Origin of the sequence: Nonlabens ulvanivorans (assembly GCF_000732625.1) — a bacterium.
In the GTDB taxonomy this organism is placed as follows: Bacteria; Bacteroidota; Bacteroidia; order Flavobacteriales; family Flavobacteriaceae; genus Nonlabens; species Nonlabens ulvanivorans.
On the sequence record NZ_JPJI01000026.1, the window covers coordinates 196,736 to 216,394 of the forward strand.

The 19,659-nt window shown below is 33.2% G+C and carries 16 protein-coding genes; 8 read left to right on the forward strand and 8 right to left on the reverse strand.

Features of this window, described 5'->3' with window-relative positions; genetic code table 11:
* Positions 1–106: 106 nt before the first annotated feature.
* Complete coding sequence (locus IL45_RS04725; protein WP_036580956.1) at positions 107–670, forward strand: nitroreductase family protein; 564 nt, start codon at positions 107–109, stop codon at positions 668–670.
* A 1-nt stretch (position 671) separates the two neighbouring features.
* Here the strand turns inward: IL45_RS04725 and IL45_RS04730 are convergent, their stop codons facing one another.
* On the reverse strand, positions 672–1,100 hold the full coding sequence (locus IL45_RS04730) for a DUF4268 domain-containing protein (RefSeq protein ID WP_036580958.1): 429 nt from the start codon (positions 1,098–1,100) through the stop codon (positions 672–674).
* Positions 1,101–1,305: 205 nt separating this feature from the next.
* Between IL45_RS04730 and IL45_RS04735 the strand changes: the two genes are divergently transcribed.
* The 3 genes from IL45_RS04735 (at position 1,306) to mnmE (ending at position 4,659) form a co-directional block, all read left to right on the forward strand.
* On the forward strand, positions 1,306–2,277 hold the full coding sequence (locus IL45_RS04735) for a 3-oxoacyl-ACP synthase III family protein (RefSeq protein WP_036580961.1): 972 nt from the start codon (positions 1,306–1,308) through the stop codon (positions 2,275–2,277).
* 30 nt (positions 2,278–2,307) lie between these two features.
* Positions 2,308–3,132, forward strand: a complete 825-nt coding sequence (locus tag IL45_RS04740; protein ID WP_235183320.1) for an SDR family oxidoreductase — start codon at positions 2,308–2,310, stop codon at positions 3,130–3,132.
* Positions 3,133–3,222: 90 nt separating this feature from the next.
* Complete coding sequence (mnmE, locus tag IL45_RS04745; RefSeq protein WP_036580965.1) at positions 3,223–4,659, forward strand: tRNA uridine-5-carboxymethylaminomethyl(34) synthesis GTPase MnmE; 1,437 nt, start codon at positions 3,223–3,225, stop codon at positions 4,657–4,659.
* 108 nt (positions 4,660–4,767) lie between these two features.
* Here mnmE and IL45_RS04750 read toward each other — a convergent pair whose 3' ends face one another.
* Positions 4,768–5,355 carry a DUF6642 family protein gene (locus IL45_RS04750; RefSeq protein WP_036580967.1) on the reverse strand — a complete coding sequence of 196 codons (588 nt, stop codon included), beginning with the start codon at positions 5,353–5,355 and terminating at the stop codon, positions 4,768–4,770.
* Positions 5,356–5,700: 345 nt separating this feature from the next.
* On the opposite strand from IL45_RS04750, the gene IL45_RS04755 reads away from it, so the two are divergent.
* On the forward strand, positions 5,701–6,063 hold the full coding sequence (locus IL45_RS04755) for a DUF6567 family protein (protein WP_036580971.1): 363 nt from the start codon (positions 5,701–5,703) through the stop codon (positions 6,061–6,063).
* 72 nt (positions 6,064–6,135) lie between these two features.
* Here IL45_RS04755 and IL45_RS04760 read toward each other — a convergent pair whose 3' ends face one another.
* Positions 6,136–6,849, reverse strand: a complete 714-nt coding sequence (locus tag IL45_RS04760) for a hypothetical protein (RefSeq protein WP_146128653.1) — start codon at positions 6,847–6,849, stop codon at positions 6,136–6,138.
* A gap of 350 nt (positions 6,850–7,199) precedes the next feature.
* Between IL45_RS04760 and IL45_RS15110 the strand changes: the two genes are divergently transcribed.
* Genes IL45_RS15110 through IL45_RS04770 form a run of 3 tightly spaced genes read left to right on the forward strand, consistent with a single transcriptional unit; the run spans position 7,200 to position 9,709 of the window.
* A complete protein-coding gene (locus IL45_RS15110; protein ID WP_160165387.1) occupies positions 7,200–7,373 on the forward strand; it encodes a hypothetical protein in 174 nt (57 codons plus the stop codon).
* Between the two features lie 35 nt (positions 7,374–7,408).
* Positions 7,409–9,040 (forward strand): tetratricopeptide repeat-containing sensor histidine kinase, encoded by a 1,632-nt coding sequence (locus IL45_RS04765; protein ID WP_081866535.1) that lies wholly within the window; start codon positions 7,409–7,411, stop codon positions 9,038–9,040.
* A gap of 3 nt (positions 9,041–9,043) precedes the next feature.
* Positions 9,044–9,709, forward strand: a complete 666-nt coding sequence (locus IL45_RS04770) for a response regulator (RefSeq protein WP_036580979.1) — start codon at positions 9,044–9,046, stop codon at positions 9,707–9,709.
* A 154-nt stretch (positions 9,710–9,863) separates the two neighbouring features.
* Here IL45_RS04770 and IL45_RS04775 read toward each other — a convergent pair whose 3' ends face one another.
* From IL45_RS04775 to IL45_RS04795, 5 genes are all read right to left on the reverse strand, one after another.
* Positions 9,864–12,923, reverse strand: coding sequence for a type I restriction endonuclease subunit R (locus IL45_RS04775; RefSeq protein WP_036580981.1), 3,060 nt, complete (start codon positions 12,921–12,923; stop codon positions 9,864–9,866).
* A gap of 156 nt (positions 12,924–13,079) precedes the next feature.
* Positions 13,080–13,610 (reverse strand): hypothetical protein, encoded by a 531-nt coding sequence (locus IL45_RS04780; protein ID WP_036580983.1) that lies wholly within the window; start codon positions 13,608–13,610, stop codon positions 13,080–13,082.
* Between the two features lie 35 nt (positions 13,611–13,645).
* On the reverse strand, positions 13,646–15,487 hold the full coding sequence (locus tag IL45_RS04785) for a DUF262 domain-containing protein (RefSeq protein ID WP_036580985.1): 1,842 nt from the start codon (positions 15,485–15,487) through the stop codon (positions 13,646–13,648).
* A gap of 10 nt (positions 15,488–15,497) precedes the next feature.
* Positions 15,498–19,283, reverse strand: a complete 3,786-nt coding sequence (locus IL45_RS04790; protein WP_036580987.1) for an NACHT domain-containing protein — start codon at positions 19,281–19,283, stop codon at positions 15,498–15,500.
* Entirely contained in the window at positions 19,270–19,653 is a 384-nt protein-coding gene (locus IL45_RS04795) for a hypothetical protein (RefSeq protein WP_036580989.1), read from the reverse strand. Before IL45_RS04795 ends, IL45_RS04790 begins: the two co-directional genes overlap by 14 nt.
* Between the last annotated feature and the right edge of the window lie 6 nt (positions 19,654–19,659).

The window sequence follows — 19,659 nt, forward strand, 5'->3', positions numbered from 1 at the left end:
AAATTCATAATTCGATATAAAGCTAACATAATTTTGTTAAATCGGCATTAAAGCTTTTTGCAAACCCGTTATCGTCCACCATATTCATATTATCTTTATTAAAAAAATGATAGATCAAATCATCAAAACGCGTCGTAGTGTATTTCCTGCGCAGTATACCGGAGAAATAATACCAAGAGAAGATATTCTAAAAATTTTAGATAGCGCCAGATGGGCACCTAATCATCGTAAGACAGAACCATGGCGTTATCAAATACTGACTGGTAAAGCATTAGAAAGATTAGGTAACTTTATGGCGACATCTTATGCCCAAACCGAAGGCTATAAAAAGTTTAAACTAAAGAAATTACAAGAAAACCCTACCAAAGCTAGCGCTGTCATCTTGATTTTTATGCATCGTGACATCAATGAAAGTGTACCAGAATGGGAAGAAATAGCAGCGGTATCCATGAGCGTGCAAAACATGTGGTTAACTAGTCATGATATGAAATATGGCGCCTACTGGAGTTCTCCTAAACCATTTGCTAACATTAAAAACCTAGAAGGAATACATGTCGCAGATAATGAACAGTTTTTAGGTTTTTTCTATCTAGGAACATATCCTTATGAGGAGCAAGAACTTCCAGAACGCAAATCAATAAAAGAGATGGCTAGCTTTATTAACGAGTAAATCAACTTTCTATAAAATCTTTGTATTCCCAGAAAAATAATTCCAGCTTATCCATATAGGTATAGAAAAACTCATAGACCTCTGGCCATTGCGTCTTTTTCTGGATTTTAACACCTTCTAGCATCACATAAACCCGAGAAATCTGCTTGCCAGACTCTAGAACATAGTCTGCATCTAGAATAATATCTGGTGAGACTTCTTCCTTCAGAATCGCTTGAAGACTTATAAGCTTTTCAAAATAATACTCACGATAAAACATCTCATCATGTTCTATATCCATGGAAACCAGCGCACGTCGATCCTCAAAAGAGAACTTAAGAACCACATCTTTAATTTTAGTATTGTATAACAACCACTTACGATCATATCGTTTACCGAACATGGTCCAGAATTGCTGTCTAACTAATTTTGCTTCTTCACGTGAATACATTTTGCAAAAATAAATGTGATTAAAGAGTAAATCCTAGAAATGAGACTTTTTTATTTTATCAATTTGATGATTTAATGCAAGATTATTAAGTAAATAAAAATGAATTACGGATTAATTTACGAATATCTTAATTTACCGATATTTTCTTAGATATTACTCTTTTTTATTGTTTAAATGTCACATTTTTATGCGCTTATACTCATTTATGAATAACGCATATATTAAAGGAACTGGATCCTATGCTCCAGAAAACATAGTGAAAAACGATTTTTTTGAATCTGTAGGATCTAATGATGCCTGGATACAAAAAAACTTAGGAATAAAAGAAAGACGCATCTCCACAGGTGAAACTACCAGCGACCTCGCTGCAATGGCTGGTAAGGAAGCTATTAAAAATGCTGGTCTCACTCCTCAAGATATCGATTTAATCATTCTTGCCACCGCAACACCAGATAAGCTCGCTCCATCTTGCGCCTGTTTTGTACAAGAAAAAATAGAAGCGTTTAATGCTGTAGCCTTTGACATTTCTGCTGTTTGCTCAGGTGCTTTGTTTGCTACTACTACCGCAGTACAGTACATAAAATCTGGAATGTATAAAAATGTGCTTGTTATAGGAGCAGATACTTTTTCAAACATCACAGATTGGAATCGTAGAGACGCTGTATTTTTTGGTGATGGTGCTGGCGCCATGGTAATCTCTCATACTAATGAGGATAAAGGATTTATAGATTTCTTATTACATACAGATGGTCGTGGTAAGGATTGCTGGAATATACCTGCTGGTGGTTCTCTCACTCCTACTACCCCAGAAACTTTAGAAAAAGGGCTTCAATATTTTCAAATGGATGGTCCAGCCGTTTTTCAAACCGCTATAAAAGTTGTTCCAGAATCTATTGAAAAATTGCTTCATAGAAATAATACTCACATAGATGATATTGATTTTCTCATTCCACATCAACCTAGTGTGCGCATCCTTGAAGAAGTTGCAAAACGTGTCTCTTTACCATGGGAAAAAGTAATGACTAATATGGATCGTTATGCAAATACCTCTGGTGGTACTATACCTATCATGCTTCATGAAACCGTTTCAAAAGGAAAACTTAAGGATGGTGACATGGTATTATTTGCAGCCGTAGGCGCTGGATGGACCTGGGCAACCTCACTTTATAAATGGTAATTTTATTTTAATACTAAAACTTCACATCACATGATGTTCTCAAATAAAACTTTTTTAATTACAGGAATAGCAGACGAGCATTCTCTAGCCATGTATGCTGCAAAAGAAATTATTAATAATGGCGGTAAGGTCGTTTGTACAGGTCTAGGCGTAAGTCGTTTTCACGAAAATTTATCAGATAAAGCTAAGTCCTTTTTAAATAAAAACTTTGAAGATTTTAAATCCTCGGTTCATAATTCTTTAGGAGACGCCATGGTGGAGATCCTAGATGTTTCACTCGATGAAAATATAGAAGCATTTGCTCAAGAACTAGCCGCACGCAACATTAAACTCGATGGATTTCTTCATGCCATTGCCATGGATAAAACCATACGTAAAAAAGAAGTAAAACCACTTATAGACGTCACACTAGATGAGTTTTGTGATACCATGAATGTAAGTGCTTATTCCTTAATAAGAGTAACACACTATCTTTTAAAACATGACGTCCTACAATCTGGTGCTTCTATTTGTTCCCTAAGCTACATCGCTGCTGCAAAAGTGACGTTCCATCCTTATAGGAATATAAGTATTGCCAAAGCCGCTTTAGAACGTATCACCGTAGAACTAGCAGATGAGCTAGGACGCAAGCACGGTATACGTGTAAATGCCATAAGGTTCTCACCGTACATGGGAAGTAAAGCAGGAAATGCAACACTAAAAGAAGAAGATGTCGCCACATCCCATAAAATGAGTCCGCTGGGGAATGCTTTACCTATCGATCTAGCCTACGAAATTGCGCACCTTTTTAGACCAGAAAGTCGCATTACAGGTGAAATAAGACATGTAGATGGTGGTTATAATATTACTGGTTAATAGATTCCATTAAAGGTTTCAATAATATCTTAATTTAAGAATTGTCATAGGATTAAGATAGAACTGCTGGCTTCTCTTTACCTTTGTACTATGTATAAAAACGATACCATTGTAGCGCTGGCAACACCAGCAGGTTCTGGAGCTATTGCCGTTGTAAGATTATCAGGCTCTGAGGCTCATGAAATAGCAAGTAAGATTTTTGTTCCCGCTTTCGCGAAAGCGGACTCCAAATCAACATCAGAGCTATATCATAATCTAGGAGCAAACACGGTTACTTTAGGTCATATCTATGACGGTAATCGCATGGTGGATGAAGTGCTGCTTACTAAATTTAACGCACCACGATCTTACACAGGCGAGCACGTTGTTGAGATATCGTGCCATGGTTCTATATACATACAACAAGAGATTATTGCGGTATGCCTTAAAAACGGTGCCCGTATGGCAAACGCTGGTGAGTTCACTTTACAAGCATTTTTAAATGCAAAAATGGATCTCAATCAGGCAGAAGCTGTTGCAGATCTTATTTCTAGTGAAAGTGAGACGGCACATCAAATTGCGTTACAACAAATGCGCGGTGGCTTCTCTAGTGAGCTTAAGGAATTAAGAGGTCAACTGCTCAACTTTGCCAGCTTGATAGAACTAGAATTAGACTTTAGTGAGGAAGATGTCGCCTTTGCAGATCGTGAAGACTTGAAAAGATTATTATCAGAAAGTCAGCAAACCTTGCGTAAGTTAATCGACTCCTTTGCACTAGGAAATGTACTTAAAACAGGTATTCCTGTTGCGATAGTAGGTGAACCTAATGTAGGTAAGTCTACCCTACTCAATGCTTTACTTAATGAAGAAAAGGCTATCGTAAGTGATATTGCTGGTACCACTCGTGACTCTATAGAAGATGAAATTAATATCGATGGCGTACGCTTTAGATTAATAGATACTGCAGGATTAAGAGAAACGACAGACACCATTGAAGGTATGGGAATACAGCGTTCTTATGCCAAAGCGGAACAGTCTAAACTAGTGTTATATCTACTAGACGCCACACAGCTAAATACGGCACCTAGAATCATGCATTGCTTAATGCGCATACAGATTTTAAGAGAGAAATTTCCAGACAAACCACTAGTAGTAATTGTCAATAAAATAGATCAAATCACCGGTCTAGAACATGCTGAAATCACCAAACAAATTAACTCAAAGTCACCAGAGACGATTCTAATTTCTTTAAGTGCCAAGTCTCGTGCTGGTGTGGACGAATTAAAAACAGCACTGGTTAGTAGTTTTAAAAGTGGTGCTTTATCACAAGATGATACTATTGTGAGCAATGCTAGACATTATGATGCCTTACAGCAAGCCTATAGCTCTTTACTAGAAGTTCAAGAAGGAATAGAAAATGACATCTCTAGTGAATTTCTAGCTATTGACATACGCGCCACGGCAGAGTCCTTAGGCATTATCACTGGTGAGATTACTAATGATGAATTGTTGGGTAATATTTTTAGTCAGTTCTGTATTGGGAAGTAAGAATAGCAACATCCCTTTTAAATGTATTTATTCAGTACTATCTTTTATGTAATTGATGGATATCGCTTTCGCGAAAGCGTCTTCAAAAAAACTAAGGATCACAACAGACTAATAATACAACCTAAAGTCCAGCAGTTGACACAGTTTATACTGCTTATAAAACAAGCGCTCCACGACCTCTTTTAAATCATCGTTCTCATAGAACAAACTGAAAAACAAACGATCTAGCGTAAATGCACTGGTCATGTGAGCCGATGAAACTCCATAACCAGAAATGGCTCTGGCACCAGTGACATCAAGAAAATACTGTGACTCCTCATCAGTAAGGTCTAGTAGTTTTTTGTTTGCAAAATGTATGACTTTACCATCCATTTTACCTTCAAAAAGCTCTGCGATTTCCTCGATACTGTAGTAGTAACCATTGATTAATATATTGTTAGCCTCACCAGGTAAGACCAGATAAATCATTTCATAATCTTTAAAATGATGGTCATCATATAGTAAATGATTGATACTATCTTCTAGATCTTCAATGGTATCACAAGCTTTATAGATACTAGTAATTTGTTGCTGCAGTGCCATATCTTCTAGTATGGTAAGCACCTCAGTCGTATCAGTAGAAGCGGCATCGGGAACGACCTCTAGACAGTAAATAAAATTCTCAATCTCGGTTATGGGGATTTCCAGTTCGCTCATAGACGCCTCGCAATTCAATTTTAAAATGCAATATTAACCTTGAAAAGTTAGAATCAGACACTTCAAAATCTTAAAATGTAGAGGTGATTGTGGTGTGTGACAAAAGTTTTACCTCTTAAACTTATTTGAGTACTCTCGAAGCACTATCGATAACAACTACTATTATTTTCTTCTTATTAATGCCTTCACATTATGAGAACCTACTAGTTTTTCAAGAAAAAAATATCGTGAATTACGGAAATCCGTAAGAAAATATTTCATTGTAAAATTATGTTTGCCTGTCCGTCGGAATATGCTGAAAAACGACTTGAACCAGGAGTAGGCAATAACTAAACACTTTATTAAATGAAAAGATATTTATTAACCTTCTTAATGGCCGCATTATTTCTAACTAGCTGTGCAACACACCATGGTATTCCCAAAAACTATATTCAGAACTCCACTGAAGTAGTACTTACTCAAAATAATTTTAAAGTTATTGAAATAGTAAAAGGAGAAGCTGAGGCTTCCTATATTTTGGGCTTTGGAGGATTAGGCAAAAATGGCTTGGTGGCTGAAGCCAAAGCAAATATGTTAGCATCTGCAAAATTAGAAGGTACTTCTAGAACCATAATTAATGAAGTGGTTGAAGTAAAAACATCTGGAATATTTTTTATCACAAAGTATAAAGTTATAGTATCTGGCCAATTGATTGAGTTCGAGGATTAATGTCCTATAAAATAGGTCACAAAAGAGGAAAGGATTTAATTATTATTCCTTTCCTCTTTTTTATTTAAGGAATTAATCAATACATACATATTTGTTAATCATGTAATCCGTTATAGGCTTTAAGGTCTTACCTGTTTCGGGATGTAGACCTAAATCTGTAAAATATTCTATTTCTTTATTCTTATTCTTTCCATACCAGAAACGAACGCTATTATCATTATTAAAGAAAATAGTGTCACAGCTCACTTTTACTTTATTAAAAGATAAAACACGATCTTCTTTATATAATTTAAGATTACGCACACCATATTTTTTGGCATCAAAATTTACTTCAACATAATGGTCTTTTTGCCACACCATCCAGCGTTGCCTGTGAGAGTATTTATATATTAAAAAAGCTATGAAGACAATAGTACTCGCTGCGATAAAAAGTTTTACAACTTGAGAATAATTGGGTTTGCTTTTTATCATATCGGGTTGAGGTTCTATTCTTTTAGAATTCTTATTTTGAAAAAATTCTTGATAATTATGAAAGCCTAAGTATTGACATAGACCATTAATCACAGCGATTTGTTTGATGCTTATATCACTTTCATCATCATTTAACTTCAGTGCATCGCCTCGGTAATCTCTCAAACTCCTTTCACCCAATATAAAATTCTCTTTCTCTTCAATAAAAGCCGATAATTCGGTGGCCATTTGAGTTAAAGAAGGCTTTAACACACCTCTTTTCTTTATTTCTTGTTCCGCTTTCGCGAAAGCGTGTAATATTAAAATCTTATTCATACCGCTGATATTCAGTTTTTTAATCACGGAAATTTTCTGGAAAACTATTTCTATAAAGTTTCCTAATCAATTCCATGACACTTCCAATCATATTTTAAAGACAGCTCTTTATTTGTATCAGAATTAATTACCGCCTTATTCGCAATAGGGCTTGCGAAAATCAATTCTACCATGGAGTTGCATTGTAAAACGAGACAACCATTTGGGAAGTAATTATCTCTTTTACTCTTGCATGTCCATACTTCCCATTGAAGAGGAAGCTCTTCAAATTATAGCAAGTGTTGCTAACTGAAATTCTCTGAGAAAATCTCGGACAGCAACACTATTGTCCAATTTTAAATCATTCAAATATGAAAAAAATAACATTAATAGTGTTTACGGGAATCCTCATTTCTACATTAATATCATGTACACCAGATAGTATCATAAAAGACACCAATGATAAACAAGCGTGTTGTGAGAACGAGGGCACCATTGAATTACCACCGCCGCCACCACCACCGGAAGATGTTACCGGAGATTAATACTATATTTTCAATTTAGTTATTACATTAGAGGAATGAAATCGACCATAACTTCATTCCTCTTTTTTTGTTTGACCATCTTAGCCGTACAACTCTCTAGAGCCCAGGTCACCGACAGTTTAACATACTATACTCGCATCGTATCGAACCCAACTAAACCAGAGGATCTTGCTAAAGCCTATACCTTTTTTACAAAAGAAAAAACAAAGCATGCTAACAATAAAAAAAGTATTACAAATGAAATTTATGCCACTCAGTTTCTTGCTGAAATTCAAAAGCGACTAGGCTATTCTTCTGAAAACGAAAAGTTGAACCTAGAAAGTTTAAACCTATTAGAGCAAATTGAGACTAAAACAGAATGGACTCATATCAGTTACTTGAGAATAATTAATGAGTTAGGTATTATTTATAGAGAAAGAAAGGATTATACTCAAGCACTCCATCTATATCAAGAGGCGTTAACTAGCGGGACAACATTAACTCATCAGGCTGTTCTATTAAATAATATAGGACATGTATATGAGTCAACAGAAGAGTATGAAACGGCGCTTGATTATTACCAACAAGCTTATGACAAAGCAGTTGCTTCTTCTAATGATAGAGAAACTGCAAGGTCTTTGAGTAATATGAGTTTTATACAATCAAAACTAAACTTACCTCAAGCCGAAAGTGGTTTATTAAAAGCGTTGGAAATAAGAAAAACGAATAAATACAATTATGATTTAAGTTCGAGTTATAATCATCTTTCTAGATTTTATTACTCAATAAAAGATACGTTATCTGCGTCAAAATATTCAGATGATTTTTTACGACTCGCTCTTAAAAACAATAATGCCGAACACTTACAAAGTGCATTACGACTGAAAATAGAAACTAGTCAACCACAATATGCAAAACGATATGTAGCAGTTAACGATAGCATTAGTGCTTTAAAGCAAATGCAACGCAATAACTTTAACTACTATGTATATCAATATGATAAGAAAGAAAAAGACCTACAAAAAAGTCAATTATTCAGTGAGCGATTGTTGTATCTCTTATTATTAATTGCTCTAGCTTCTGTTTCCATTTATTTTATCTTAAAGTACAAGCACAAAAGAGAAAAATTACAGGAGGTTTATCATACCGAAACAAGAATTTCTAGAAAAATTCACGATGAAGTAGCAAATGATGTCTACCACGTGATGACCCAATTACAGACAGGAACAGAGCAAAACAAGGAACTATTAGATAATCTAGAAAATATTTACCATAGAACCAGAGATATATCTAAACAAAACAGTTCCATTAACCTTGATCTTCCTTATACAGAGTTGCTGAGTGATCTCTTTTTGAGTTATCAAGATGACCAAGTTAATGTAATTACAAAAGGGCTTCAACTGATCCATTGGGAACATTTAAAAGATGTACAAAAAGGGACGCTTTATAGAGTATTACAAGAGCTATTAACTAACATGAAAAAGCATAGCAACGCCAGTATCGTCATCTTAAGCTTTGAACAAAAGGGAAAATCACTTATCATAACCTATAAAGATAATGGTAAGGGAACAACGCTGATTAAAGGAAATGGTCTTCAAAATACGGAAAACCGTATTCATTCCATTAATGGAACAATTACTTTTGAGTCAGAAATAGAAAAAGGCTTTAAAGCCATAATTATGATTTAGGAAATGTTTAAAAAGGTATTAATTTCAGACGATTATAGCAGTATTAATCAAGGTGTTCTTGCTGTATTAGATCAAGTAGGTATTACAAAAGTGAAGCAAGTACAGTATTGTGATGACGCTTATCTTGAGATTAAAAGTGCTATAAAAAAAGGAGAGCCTTATGATTTGTTCATTACAGATCTTAATTTTAAAACAGATCACCGTAAACAAAAGTATTCTTCTGGTGAAGAACTCACAGCCCAGCTACGTAAAGAATATCCAGACTTTCCTATCATCGTATATTCTGTAGAAGATCGTTTACAAAAAGTACGCTATTTAATAAACTCCATAAAGGTAAATGCCTTTGTGTGTAAAGGAAGAGATGGCTTAAAAGATTTATCCAATGCTATACTCGCTGTAGATCAAAAAAACAAGTTTCTCTCTGCGCATGTAGAACAAGCCTTAAATCCTAGAAACCATCTAGAGATCAATGATTATGATATTGAACTATTATCTTTATTAGCATCAGGTCAGTCTAAAGAAGCGATAAGCAAACAATTTAAAGATCATGGCATTTCACCTAGTAGCCTAAGTTCCATTGAAAAAAAACAAGCAAAACTTCAATTACAATTTAGAGCAAATAACGCGATACACCTTATAGGTATTGTAAAAGATCTAGGACTTATATAATTATTATCCAGTCCTTACGGGAAACCGTAATTTAAATTAAGCCACAAATTTTAAATTTGATTTGAAGTTAGCATAAAGCTAATTTTCAGGGGTAATACGAGCGCATACTTGATAGGTATGCGCTTTTTTGATGTCGTTAAATTTTCTGCTTTAATTACTGTCCAACACTCGCCATACGCCTCATCGTATCAAACAGAGCTATTTTAAATGCATCATCTTTAGCATACAGCCTATAAAGATCTAGTTCTTGTTTACGTTGCTTAGACATCACGTCATTCATGATTTTTTCAAAAGCGATACTTTTATTTTGCTCGTCAGAATTATTTAAATATTTAGATTCAAAGTCTGGATGCGCCTGTATGGATTTTGTTAAACTAATAAACTTCACTCGTTGATCTTCTGGTGTGACTTCCCAACTTTGAAACCAGCGTTCATTAAAGCTTTGGATAATTAAATCTAATGGATCCTTATCTTCTTCTGATCCGTGAGCTCCTCTTGGATTTGGATTTTGAGGATCTAAGGTGCTGTCTGAATCATCTAAACCGATTTTCTCATTCAATCTTACTCGCTCTAAGCCATATGTAGATAAATCTACCGAGTTTAAGAGCTCGTCTAAAGCATCGATTTCTGGATTCTTTATTGGTAATTTAGGAACCAAGAATTTTAAGAACCAATATAGTTTTTCCCAAACCAAAATTTCAAAAGACATGATAGATGCCATTTGTCCATAGATTTTCACAAACTGCTTGGCTTTAATCTTAAAATCAGCTTTATCATCATCTTCTAATTCTAATTCATGAATAAAGCGTTCGGCAGCACTTTCAATAATCGGGCTCAACACTTGTGCGTCTTCTTTATTAAAAAATTTAGTGTTGAAATCTTCTACTTCGTTCCACTCATAAACACCTACATCATCTAGCACTTCTTTTAACTCGTGTAACACGTTTACATCTGTAGCTTCACTTAATGAGGTTGCTGTATAAAAAGGATCAAATGATGCTTTAATATCGGCAGAAGAATTGAAAAAATCTAGTACAAATACATCTTCTGTTTTCTTGCCTAACTTGGTTGCTGCTCTGTTTAAACGTGATAAGGCTTGCACGGCTAGTACGCCTTGCAACTTTTTATCTACGTACATCGCACACAATTTAGGTTGATCAAAACCTGTTAAATACTTATTGGCAACTACCAATATTCTATACTCATCTTCATCAAACTTAATACGAGTATCTTTTTCTGCAAAGCCATTCATCTCGGCTTCTGTGTATTCTATACCATCAACCTCTTTACTACCAGAAAAGGCTATTGCAATTTTAAAAGGATGTCCTTTATCTTTTAAAATAGATTGTAAGGCTTTGTAATACCGTATCGCAGACTCTATACTCTGCGTTACCACCATCGCTTTAGCTTTACCTTTTAGCTTTTTCTGATTGACAATTTTAGGAATAAAATGGTCTAGAATTATTTCTGCTTTGGTATTGATCGTTTGTTGATGTTGCTCTACATAAGCACGTAATTTTTTTTGCGCTTTTGTAGAATCAAACAACGGATTCTCCTCAATAGATTTTTCTATCTCGTAATAGCTTTTTAAAGTTGTATAATTTGCTAACACGTCTAAAATAAAACCTTCTTCAATAGCCTGCTTCATAGAATACAAATGAAACGGTTTAAAACTACCATCTTCCTGAGGTACTCCAAACTTTTCTAAAGTAATAGGTTTAGGTGTTGCAGTAAATGCTAGATAACTCGCATTTCCACGCATTTTTCGCGACTGCATGGCTTGTACTATTTTATCTTGAGCATCTCCAGCTTCGTCTTCTGTATATTGCGGTCCCATGGCTCTATTCATATTGTCATGTGCAGATCCACTTTGACTAGAGTGTGCTTCATCAATAATTACTGCAAAACGCTTGTCACTTAAATCTGCAATTCCATTAATTATAAATGGGAATTTTTGAATTGTAGTGATGATAATCTTTTTGCCTTGCTCTAAACTATTTCTCAACTCGGCAGAGGAATATGCTGGAGCGATAATATTTTTAACTTCAGAAAAATCTGCGATGTTATCTCTTATTTGCTTGTCTAATAGTCGTCTGTCTGTCACAACGATGACCGAATCAAACAATGGCCTTTGCACATCTGTAATGCCTGGTACGTTACTATTTACTGGATAGGTTTCTATCAATTGATAAGCTGCCCATGTAATGGAATTTGATTTTCCAGAACCGGCAGAATGTTGTACTAAATACGTTTGTCCTACACCTTTGATACTAGCATCTTCTATAATTTTGCGTACCACATCCATCTGGTGGTATCGTGGAAAAAACAAAGTCTTACTTTGTAGAGGATCTTTCTTCTTACCATCTAAACGCACAAAATGCTGAATGATATTTGCTAGACTTTCTCTAGTAAATACTTCTTCCCATAGGTATTGCGTACGATGTCCTATGGCACCAGTAGGTAATTCTGGATTGCCCTTACCGTGTTTATTCCCTTTATTAAATGGTAAGAAAAAGGTGTTTTTCCCATTTAACTTCGTGGTCATGTATGCTTCGTCTGTGTCTACTGCAAAATGTACCACACAACGCGCAAATTGTAATAAGGGCTGTTTTGTATCGCGCTGGGTTTTATATTGATGTTGCCCATGCACTCTAGCATTTTGACCTGTCCATGCATTTTTAAGCTCCATAGTTACCACAGGCAAACCATTTATAAACAGGACCATGTCTATTTCTTCGCGCGGATTGTCTATACTGTAACGCAATTGTCTGGTCTCACTAAAACGGTTTTTAGCAAAGTTATCTTTTACATGCTGACTGCTACTGGCTAGCGGCAATTGATAAAACAGCGTAAAATGAGCATCATCTACCTGCAAGCCTTTTTTAAGCAGATACAGAATACCATACTTTTTCACCAAACGATCATAACGGTTTAGAATTTTTAATTTCCAGTCGTTTTGCTTTTGTAGCTTTTCTAACTCTACCTTTTGAGTAGTTTCTAAAAAATCCCAAAAGAACTGCTCGTCTATGGCAAACTGTGCATTAAAATTAGAAGGCTGACCAATATAATAACCTTTACCAGTTCTATAGATTTCACCGCTTTCGCGAAAGCTATCTACCGACAAACCTTGTGCTTTAATTTCTTCTTGAGAAGTTCCTGTTAGGTGTTTTTCGATGGCTGCTTCTAGAGCTTGTTCGTTTAGTTTGCTATGCATAAAATATCTGTATCTTTACTTATCGGTTTTGTATAAGAATCGTTGCGTGTTTGCGTGCGAGGATTTTCCTTCGGAAAATCAGATGTAGCAAATACCTAACTACCTCTATTTAAGCACAAAATAGCAATTATTTTTATACGCTGTTGCCATTAGTTTTTATTCTTTCAGTTGTTTAATACTCCATTTTGTTCCGTAAATCAAATAGCGAAAAATAAAAAATATTAAAAATAAAGTCAGTCCAAATCGGAAAACGTCATCTTCACTAACACTATGATTGAAGATTGATTTTTTTGTCTTTTCCAATTTTGTTTCTAATGATTTATATTCCGTTGCTTTTTTTATTTCATTTTCTCCCAAAGCATCTTTTAAAAAACTATTAAAATCCGCTTCAGTTTCTAATTTACTATATGATAGTTTTTGTAGTTCTAAAGATTCTTTGAAATCAATTACAAATTCATCATAAGTCGCTTCAGTTGATAATTTTCCATAAACCAGTTTCAAAAGTTCTTTGTTTACAGATTGATTTTTTTTCTCAAATATCTCAATCTCTGTTTTAATCTCATTTTGTTTGTCATAATTTGATTCGGTTATTGAAATCCAAACAAATAGAATAAGGAAAAAAAGAATCGTTGTTCCTATTAAAAAAAGGAACTCTCTCGCTATTATTTTTTTTAATGTTCTGTTCATTTTAAATTAAAGGCAACAATTAATAAAAACTAAAATTAATTTTGAATGAAATTTGAATTGTCCCAAATACGTTCACAAAGTTCTTTCACTAAAATTGCTCTTTGATCTATATCGTTTCGATTTAAACTTTCATGAGGAACAAAATTCAAATCGCTTATGGAACTATTACGGTAATTAGGATTTTTCACATAAAATTCTGGATGTAATGTCTGAGCATAATTATTTTCTTTCAGATAATGAAGCAATTTTTGCTCATAAGGATCATCACCATAAGATTGATTAGTTCCATTTTGAACTAAAATTAATCCACCAATAGAATTACGTTTTTCTCTAAACTCTTCTATGTACTCAAATTCATGCTCATATCTATCAAAATGATCTGCCCATAGGTGTTCGATTTCATATTTCTTGCCTTTAGGTCTTGCATAAGTTAAATAATTTGTTGCTCTTCCAGTTTCTTGATCTACGTAACTGGTTATTCTACACAATAAATGCTTTACAAATCGTTTATTTTGACCGTGCAGTCTAAAAAATTGAACAGCATTAAGGTCTTGATCCATTTCATCTAAAAAACCTTTCAAAGAACTACTTAATTCTGGTAAGGATTGATTTCTAATTTGACGTATATAATTGAAGAACGTATATCGTATTGACGAGGCGCTAAACTTCTTATAATTTATTGAACGTTTAACGGTATAGGCCTCAAGAAATCTACCTATTACATCTAACTTTTTGTAACGTTCATCTGCACTATCTTCTGGATTAAGTGCAGCAAGATAGAGTTGATCTGAAAGACTATCGGCAATGCGCCACTGGTATGAGTAGAATACATGAGGACACATATCATTTAAGCTATTAGCATTTTCATATAATAACAAATATGATTTAGCCATGTAAACAAATTCAGTTGTGAAAAAAGAGTAAAAATCATCACTAGACTTTAAACCAAACAATTCCATATGATTATCCTTGAACCAATTATGGAAGCGTGTAGCGATCAATTCATAGTCCTGATTTTCTGATCCAGCTTTACCAGGTCTAATAGACTGTGCGTATTTACCTCTAAACCATGCTTTAAAAAACTCTTGATCTGCATCTTTATCCCATTCTTGAAAATTGAGCATTTGCTCTTTCCATAGCTCATTGAGCTTGCTACGTTTTTCTGGGTCTTGAATGCGGGATAGAACATATCCTTTTAGCATTTCACTACTAGTCAGGTTCATACCTCGATCATTCATCGTCTCAAAAATCGTGTAGGCATTCTCGTCAGAATATGCCTTTATTTTTACTAGAATTACTTTATCAATTAACCAGTCTATGAAAAAGGGTAAAGCTTCTTCTTGAAGCTCTTCTGGGAAATTTTTATGGATATCTTCATAACGAGCACTTATATTAATTACTGTAGCGTCTTCATCTTCTTTAATAATGTATTCTCCAGTTTCATATAAAGATTTAAGAATCACTTTTCTATCCTCATCAGTCATATTGAAGGACTTATCACCATATTTTTCTGAAAACACTAGATTAGAAATAGGCACTTTTACTTCACTATTTTTTTGAAGATTTTGTAAGTAAATTAATAGTAAAGTAATTGAAGTAATACGTTGCTGTCCGTCTATAATTGAATTTCGACCTTCGCTTTCACTAAAAACTACTGGGCCCAAGTAATAACTAGGATAATTTGCTACTTCTTGTCGTTCATGATCTTCTTGATAATGATTTAAAAAAGTGGTGGTTAAATCTTCAATTAATGCCACCATGTGCCTTTCTTCCCAGCGGTATTCTCTTTGAAAATAATCAATATAAAATTTTTGATCTTTGAGTAGATCATTAATATTTTTATCTGATGCTTCTATTTTGTTTTTTAGGTTGCTCATTTGTTTCTATTTATCTATTCAAAATTGAAAAAACAAATTGCATTCCTCTGAAATGTCCAGAAGGGCTATTAGTTGTTTGATCATAAGTATGTTGTTTCAATTGGTACATCAATAGTTGATTTGTTTCCTTTAAGTATTTCTCTAATAAATCAGTCCTGAAATAATGAAAGTTTTCTGAGTTCAGTCCATATTCAGAATAATATTCTTTAAAACACTCGGAAAGATTAGAATCTAATATTTTTGTTCTAGCAGAATCTACCGTTAAGTCTAAGTGTTTCCCTAAATTAACAGCAGGAATGTCACACCTTAATGATGTAATTTCTTTAGAATCTGTTTCCCATAAGAAATCCATTAAAGTTGCTTGATAATCAAAATTACAGTTTTCATAAACCGTTTCATCCGTATCAATTTCAATATCCTCGCGATTATATCTTTGCGACATCAAAGTATCAAAAACGCTTGGTTCCTTGACTTCTTCATTTACCGTTGTCAACGGTATATTGTGATTACTTTTATGAGCTACCGGTATCGTATCTGCCCAATATAATTCACCAAAGTAAACGTTAGAAATGGACTCGCCTCCATGCAATTCAAATTTCCAATCAAACTCTCTATTTTCAATCTGATCTATAAATTCTAAAACCTGATCTTTATTAACGAAATAAGAGTTTGCCTGTATCCATGATCTTGTGTTGTATTGTTCGTCTAATTTCTGATCTATAAATGCAGATAACAAAGTATATTCATCCTTATTATATAAAGAACTTAAAATGTCATAATTAGTTTCAGATATCCACGTATTATCGCCCGGTTTGCGGTTGATAAAAAAATTAGTCTCTATTACTTTATTATCGATTTTAACATGAACATCATAACTAGGTTCAATTTCTGTATCACTTAATCTTTCATAATATTTGTCATAGCCTCCATAATTGCTCCACACACCCAATTTATTTTGACTAAGTAAATAACCAGCATAATTAAAATATGCCATCCACGAATATTTCTTACCAAGACGATCAATCTTCTTATTAACGCCAATTATATTAGATCCTTTATAGAAGGAGTATTCTCTTTTAGACAAACCTTCTTCTTCACTTACATATCCAAGTCTAAGAATTTCTTTATAAATATTTGCTGTATTTTCTAATCTAGATTCATGATTTAAATTATCTAACCTCGGTATAGTATAGTGAACAAAATCTCCTGCTAATGGATCTGGATTTGGACTTAAATGCCATTGACTTGTTGAAGCAACTAATTCTCTATCTTGATCATCAATCTCAAACCAATCATTTTTAACGAAATGATATTCACGTAATCTTGCTAAACTTTTTTTATCTAACTCAAAAACTCCCTTTAAAATTGAAAGATCAATTATATGTTTATATGAATCAATAACTATATAATTGTATGTTGGTTTTTCTGGATCTTCTGCAAACTGCAAATCATATAAAACAGATCCCAATTCACCCAAATGATTATCAACAAATGATTTATCATTTTGTAAACGTAAACAGACACCATAACATACAAGTGCTAATCGTTCCTTGATGTAGAAACTATTAGAGTCTGAATATTCCTTTATATAACCTAACAACAAATCTGGATAATTGGAGAAATAACGCAATAGAAAACGAGTACTCTTATCTCTTAAATCTCTTATCGTTGTCTCGTTCAGCCATATAACTAATTCTATAATAATAGAATCCTTTTCATTTCCTTCTAATTCATCTGAGTTTTTAATAAAGTAGAGTAAGAACTCATTATAATCATAATGATTATTGTAGATATGAAATGTCCAAGTAAAATCTAAATTATAATTTGAAAGTTTGGTCAACACATCTCTTATGAAAAGGAAGTTTATATTAGAGTCTAAATCGTAAAATGTAATCGAAGTGTCATTTATTAATGTCCTTATTTCTTTTATTGAAAACTCAGCTTCCTTAAGCAATGAAACGAACTCTTGATATTTATCTGATTGTTTAGATCTTTGTAAATTTAGTAATGTAAATTTCTTAACAACGTCGAGAGAGATATAATCGGTAAACAATAAAGAACTGGCTTCACTTTTGGCTATTAAGAATTTTAAAATATCATCTTTTAATTTGTGATACGATCCAGAATTACCTAAAATAAAATTTTGGAAAAATTCTGAATTTACAATAGCATCCACATTGTCATAAGTCTCTATTAATCTATTCGCTAATAAATATCCTCCAACTTCTTCCTGTGTATGTACGACAACATCTCTGTTGTCTTTATTTTCATCTAAATAAATCAAGTATTCTTGCAATATTTCATAGCCAATAGAGCCTACGATATTATCAATAAATCTCCCTTGCATCTTTTCAAAAAATTCCATTTTTGGAACATAAGCTTTTATTTCATCTAACATTGCTTGAGAAACAAGAGCTATACCATCAGAAACTTGATCTACTGTTGGAAGGTTTAATTTTTGAAATGTCTTATTTGATAAATTAGAAACATACATATCAAACACTTGTGTAAAACCTTCTAAGCCCAATAAAGGGTCAACCATGTTAGCTTTATCTCCATTTAGCATTTGACAATACAGATCGAGAAATAAAGGTGTTTTAAAAAAGAATTTATCAGACTCTATTAAAATATCTGTATTTATTTTATAATCAATAAAATATTTTTGAATTAGTTCATTTAATTTACTTCCGTCAAATCCTTTAAGTTCAATCTGCTCATAAGGTAAATTATTATCTGCCCAAATTCTAGGGATATATGAGGTACGCAATGTTGCTACTAAATATAAGTGTGGAAAAGACTTAAGTGTCTCTACAAAAGAGTCCAAGCTCTTGATCCACATTTGACTAAAACCTTCATTTGCGTAACTAGTTTCATTTAAACCGTCAAAAATTAAAGATACACGTGTGTTATTTTTCTTAGCGTATTTATTGAGCTTTTTCAAAACTTCTTCTATCCTATAATTATCAGGTATTAAAAGATTATTCATGAAAATTTTATCAAAACTATCTGGATCTCCGCTAAAAGATTTTCCACTAATAATTATTGCAGGTTTTTCTTTTTTAGTTAACTCATTATAAATAAATGCTGAAAAATTGGATTTGCCCATTCCTGCATTACCATGGATAAATTTTAATTGATTACTTTTTTGTTGATTAATTAATCCATTAACGATTGCTATTTGGTTAACGATTTCAGATAACCTTCTAAATACAATCACAACGGAAAAACTATCCGTAGGTTCATACTCTATAAAACGATGTTCTTGACCGTATTCCTTAAGCCTTTGAAAATTAAAACCTTCCGAAACTTTAAGATTTGTATTATCAATTAAATTAAGCTGAATTGGAAGTGTTAATTTTTCAGAATCGATAATTCTCTCATTCGACTCAATCTTAGATAGTAATTTTTTACAGGTTTTTAATAAAAACTCGAGTTGTACAAACTGTTTTGAATTTTGATTTAATTCAATTTTTTCTATTTTCAGTAAGCTCTTTAGATTAGTATACTCTTTTTTAAAATCTTCAATCCATTCTTTAAGAACCCTAAGTTCATTTGATAAATAGCCAAAATGCGCTTGATTTAAAAGTATTTCATTTATTAAAGCTTGACCTGAATTTTTGTCTTGATCTACAAATAGGTTTTCGTTATATTTAAAGGTGAATTCAGAAGAATAGTGTTTTGTATGTAACTCCTCAAAAAACTCATTTGTAATTTTAAATGGTTTTCTGAATATCTTAAAGTTGTTAATAATATTTAATTGAAACCATCCCGAAAAAACACTTTTATTCTTTGTCATAATGATTAGTTTGAATATTAATTGTGAACCAACCAGAAAAGATATTCTTTGCGTTAATTACTTTTTGAGGTTTTAAGACATTAAATTCTATAAGTAAACAAATCAACAATATTATCAGGGCTACAGCAATACCCAACCAATTTATTCCACTTCCAAACTTATTTACAAGCCAGCCAGATATAGCTTTTACAGTTTCACCATATTTCTCGCCGATTTCTGCATAATTAGGTTCCGCCTCTGTTGGAATATCAGCATTATTTAACTCAATGAACATATATGTTACACTAGCAAAACCAGCAATACGATATAATCGTTTTCTACGAATTAACCATTTTACAACGATTACTATTATATCCAAAAATCTTTTCATAAATCT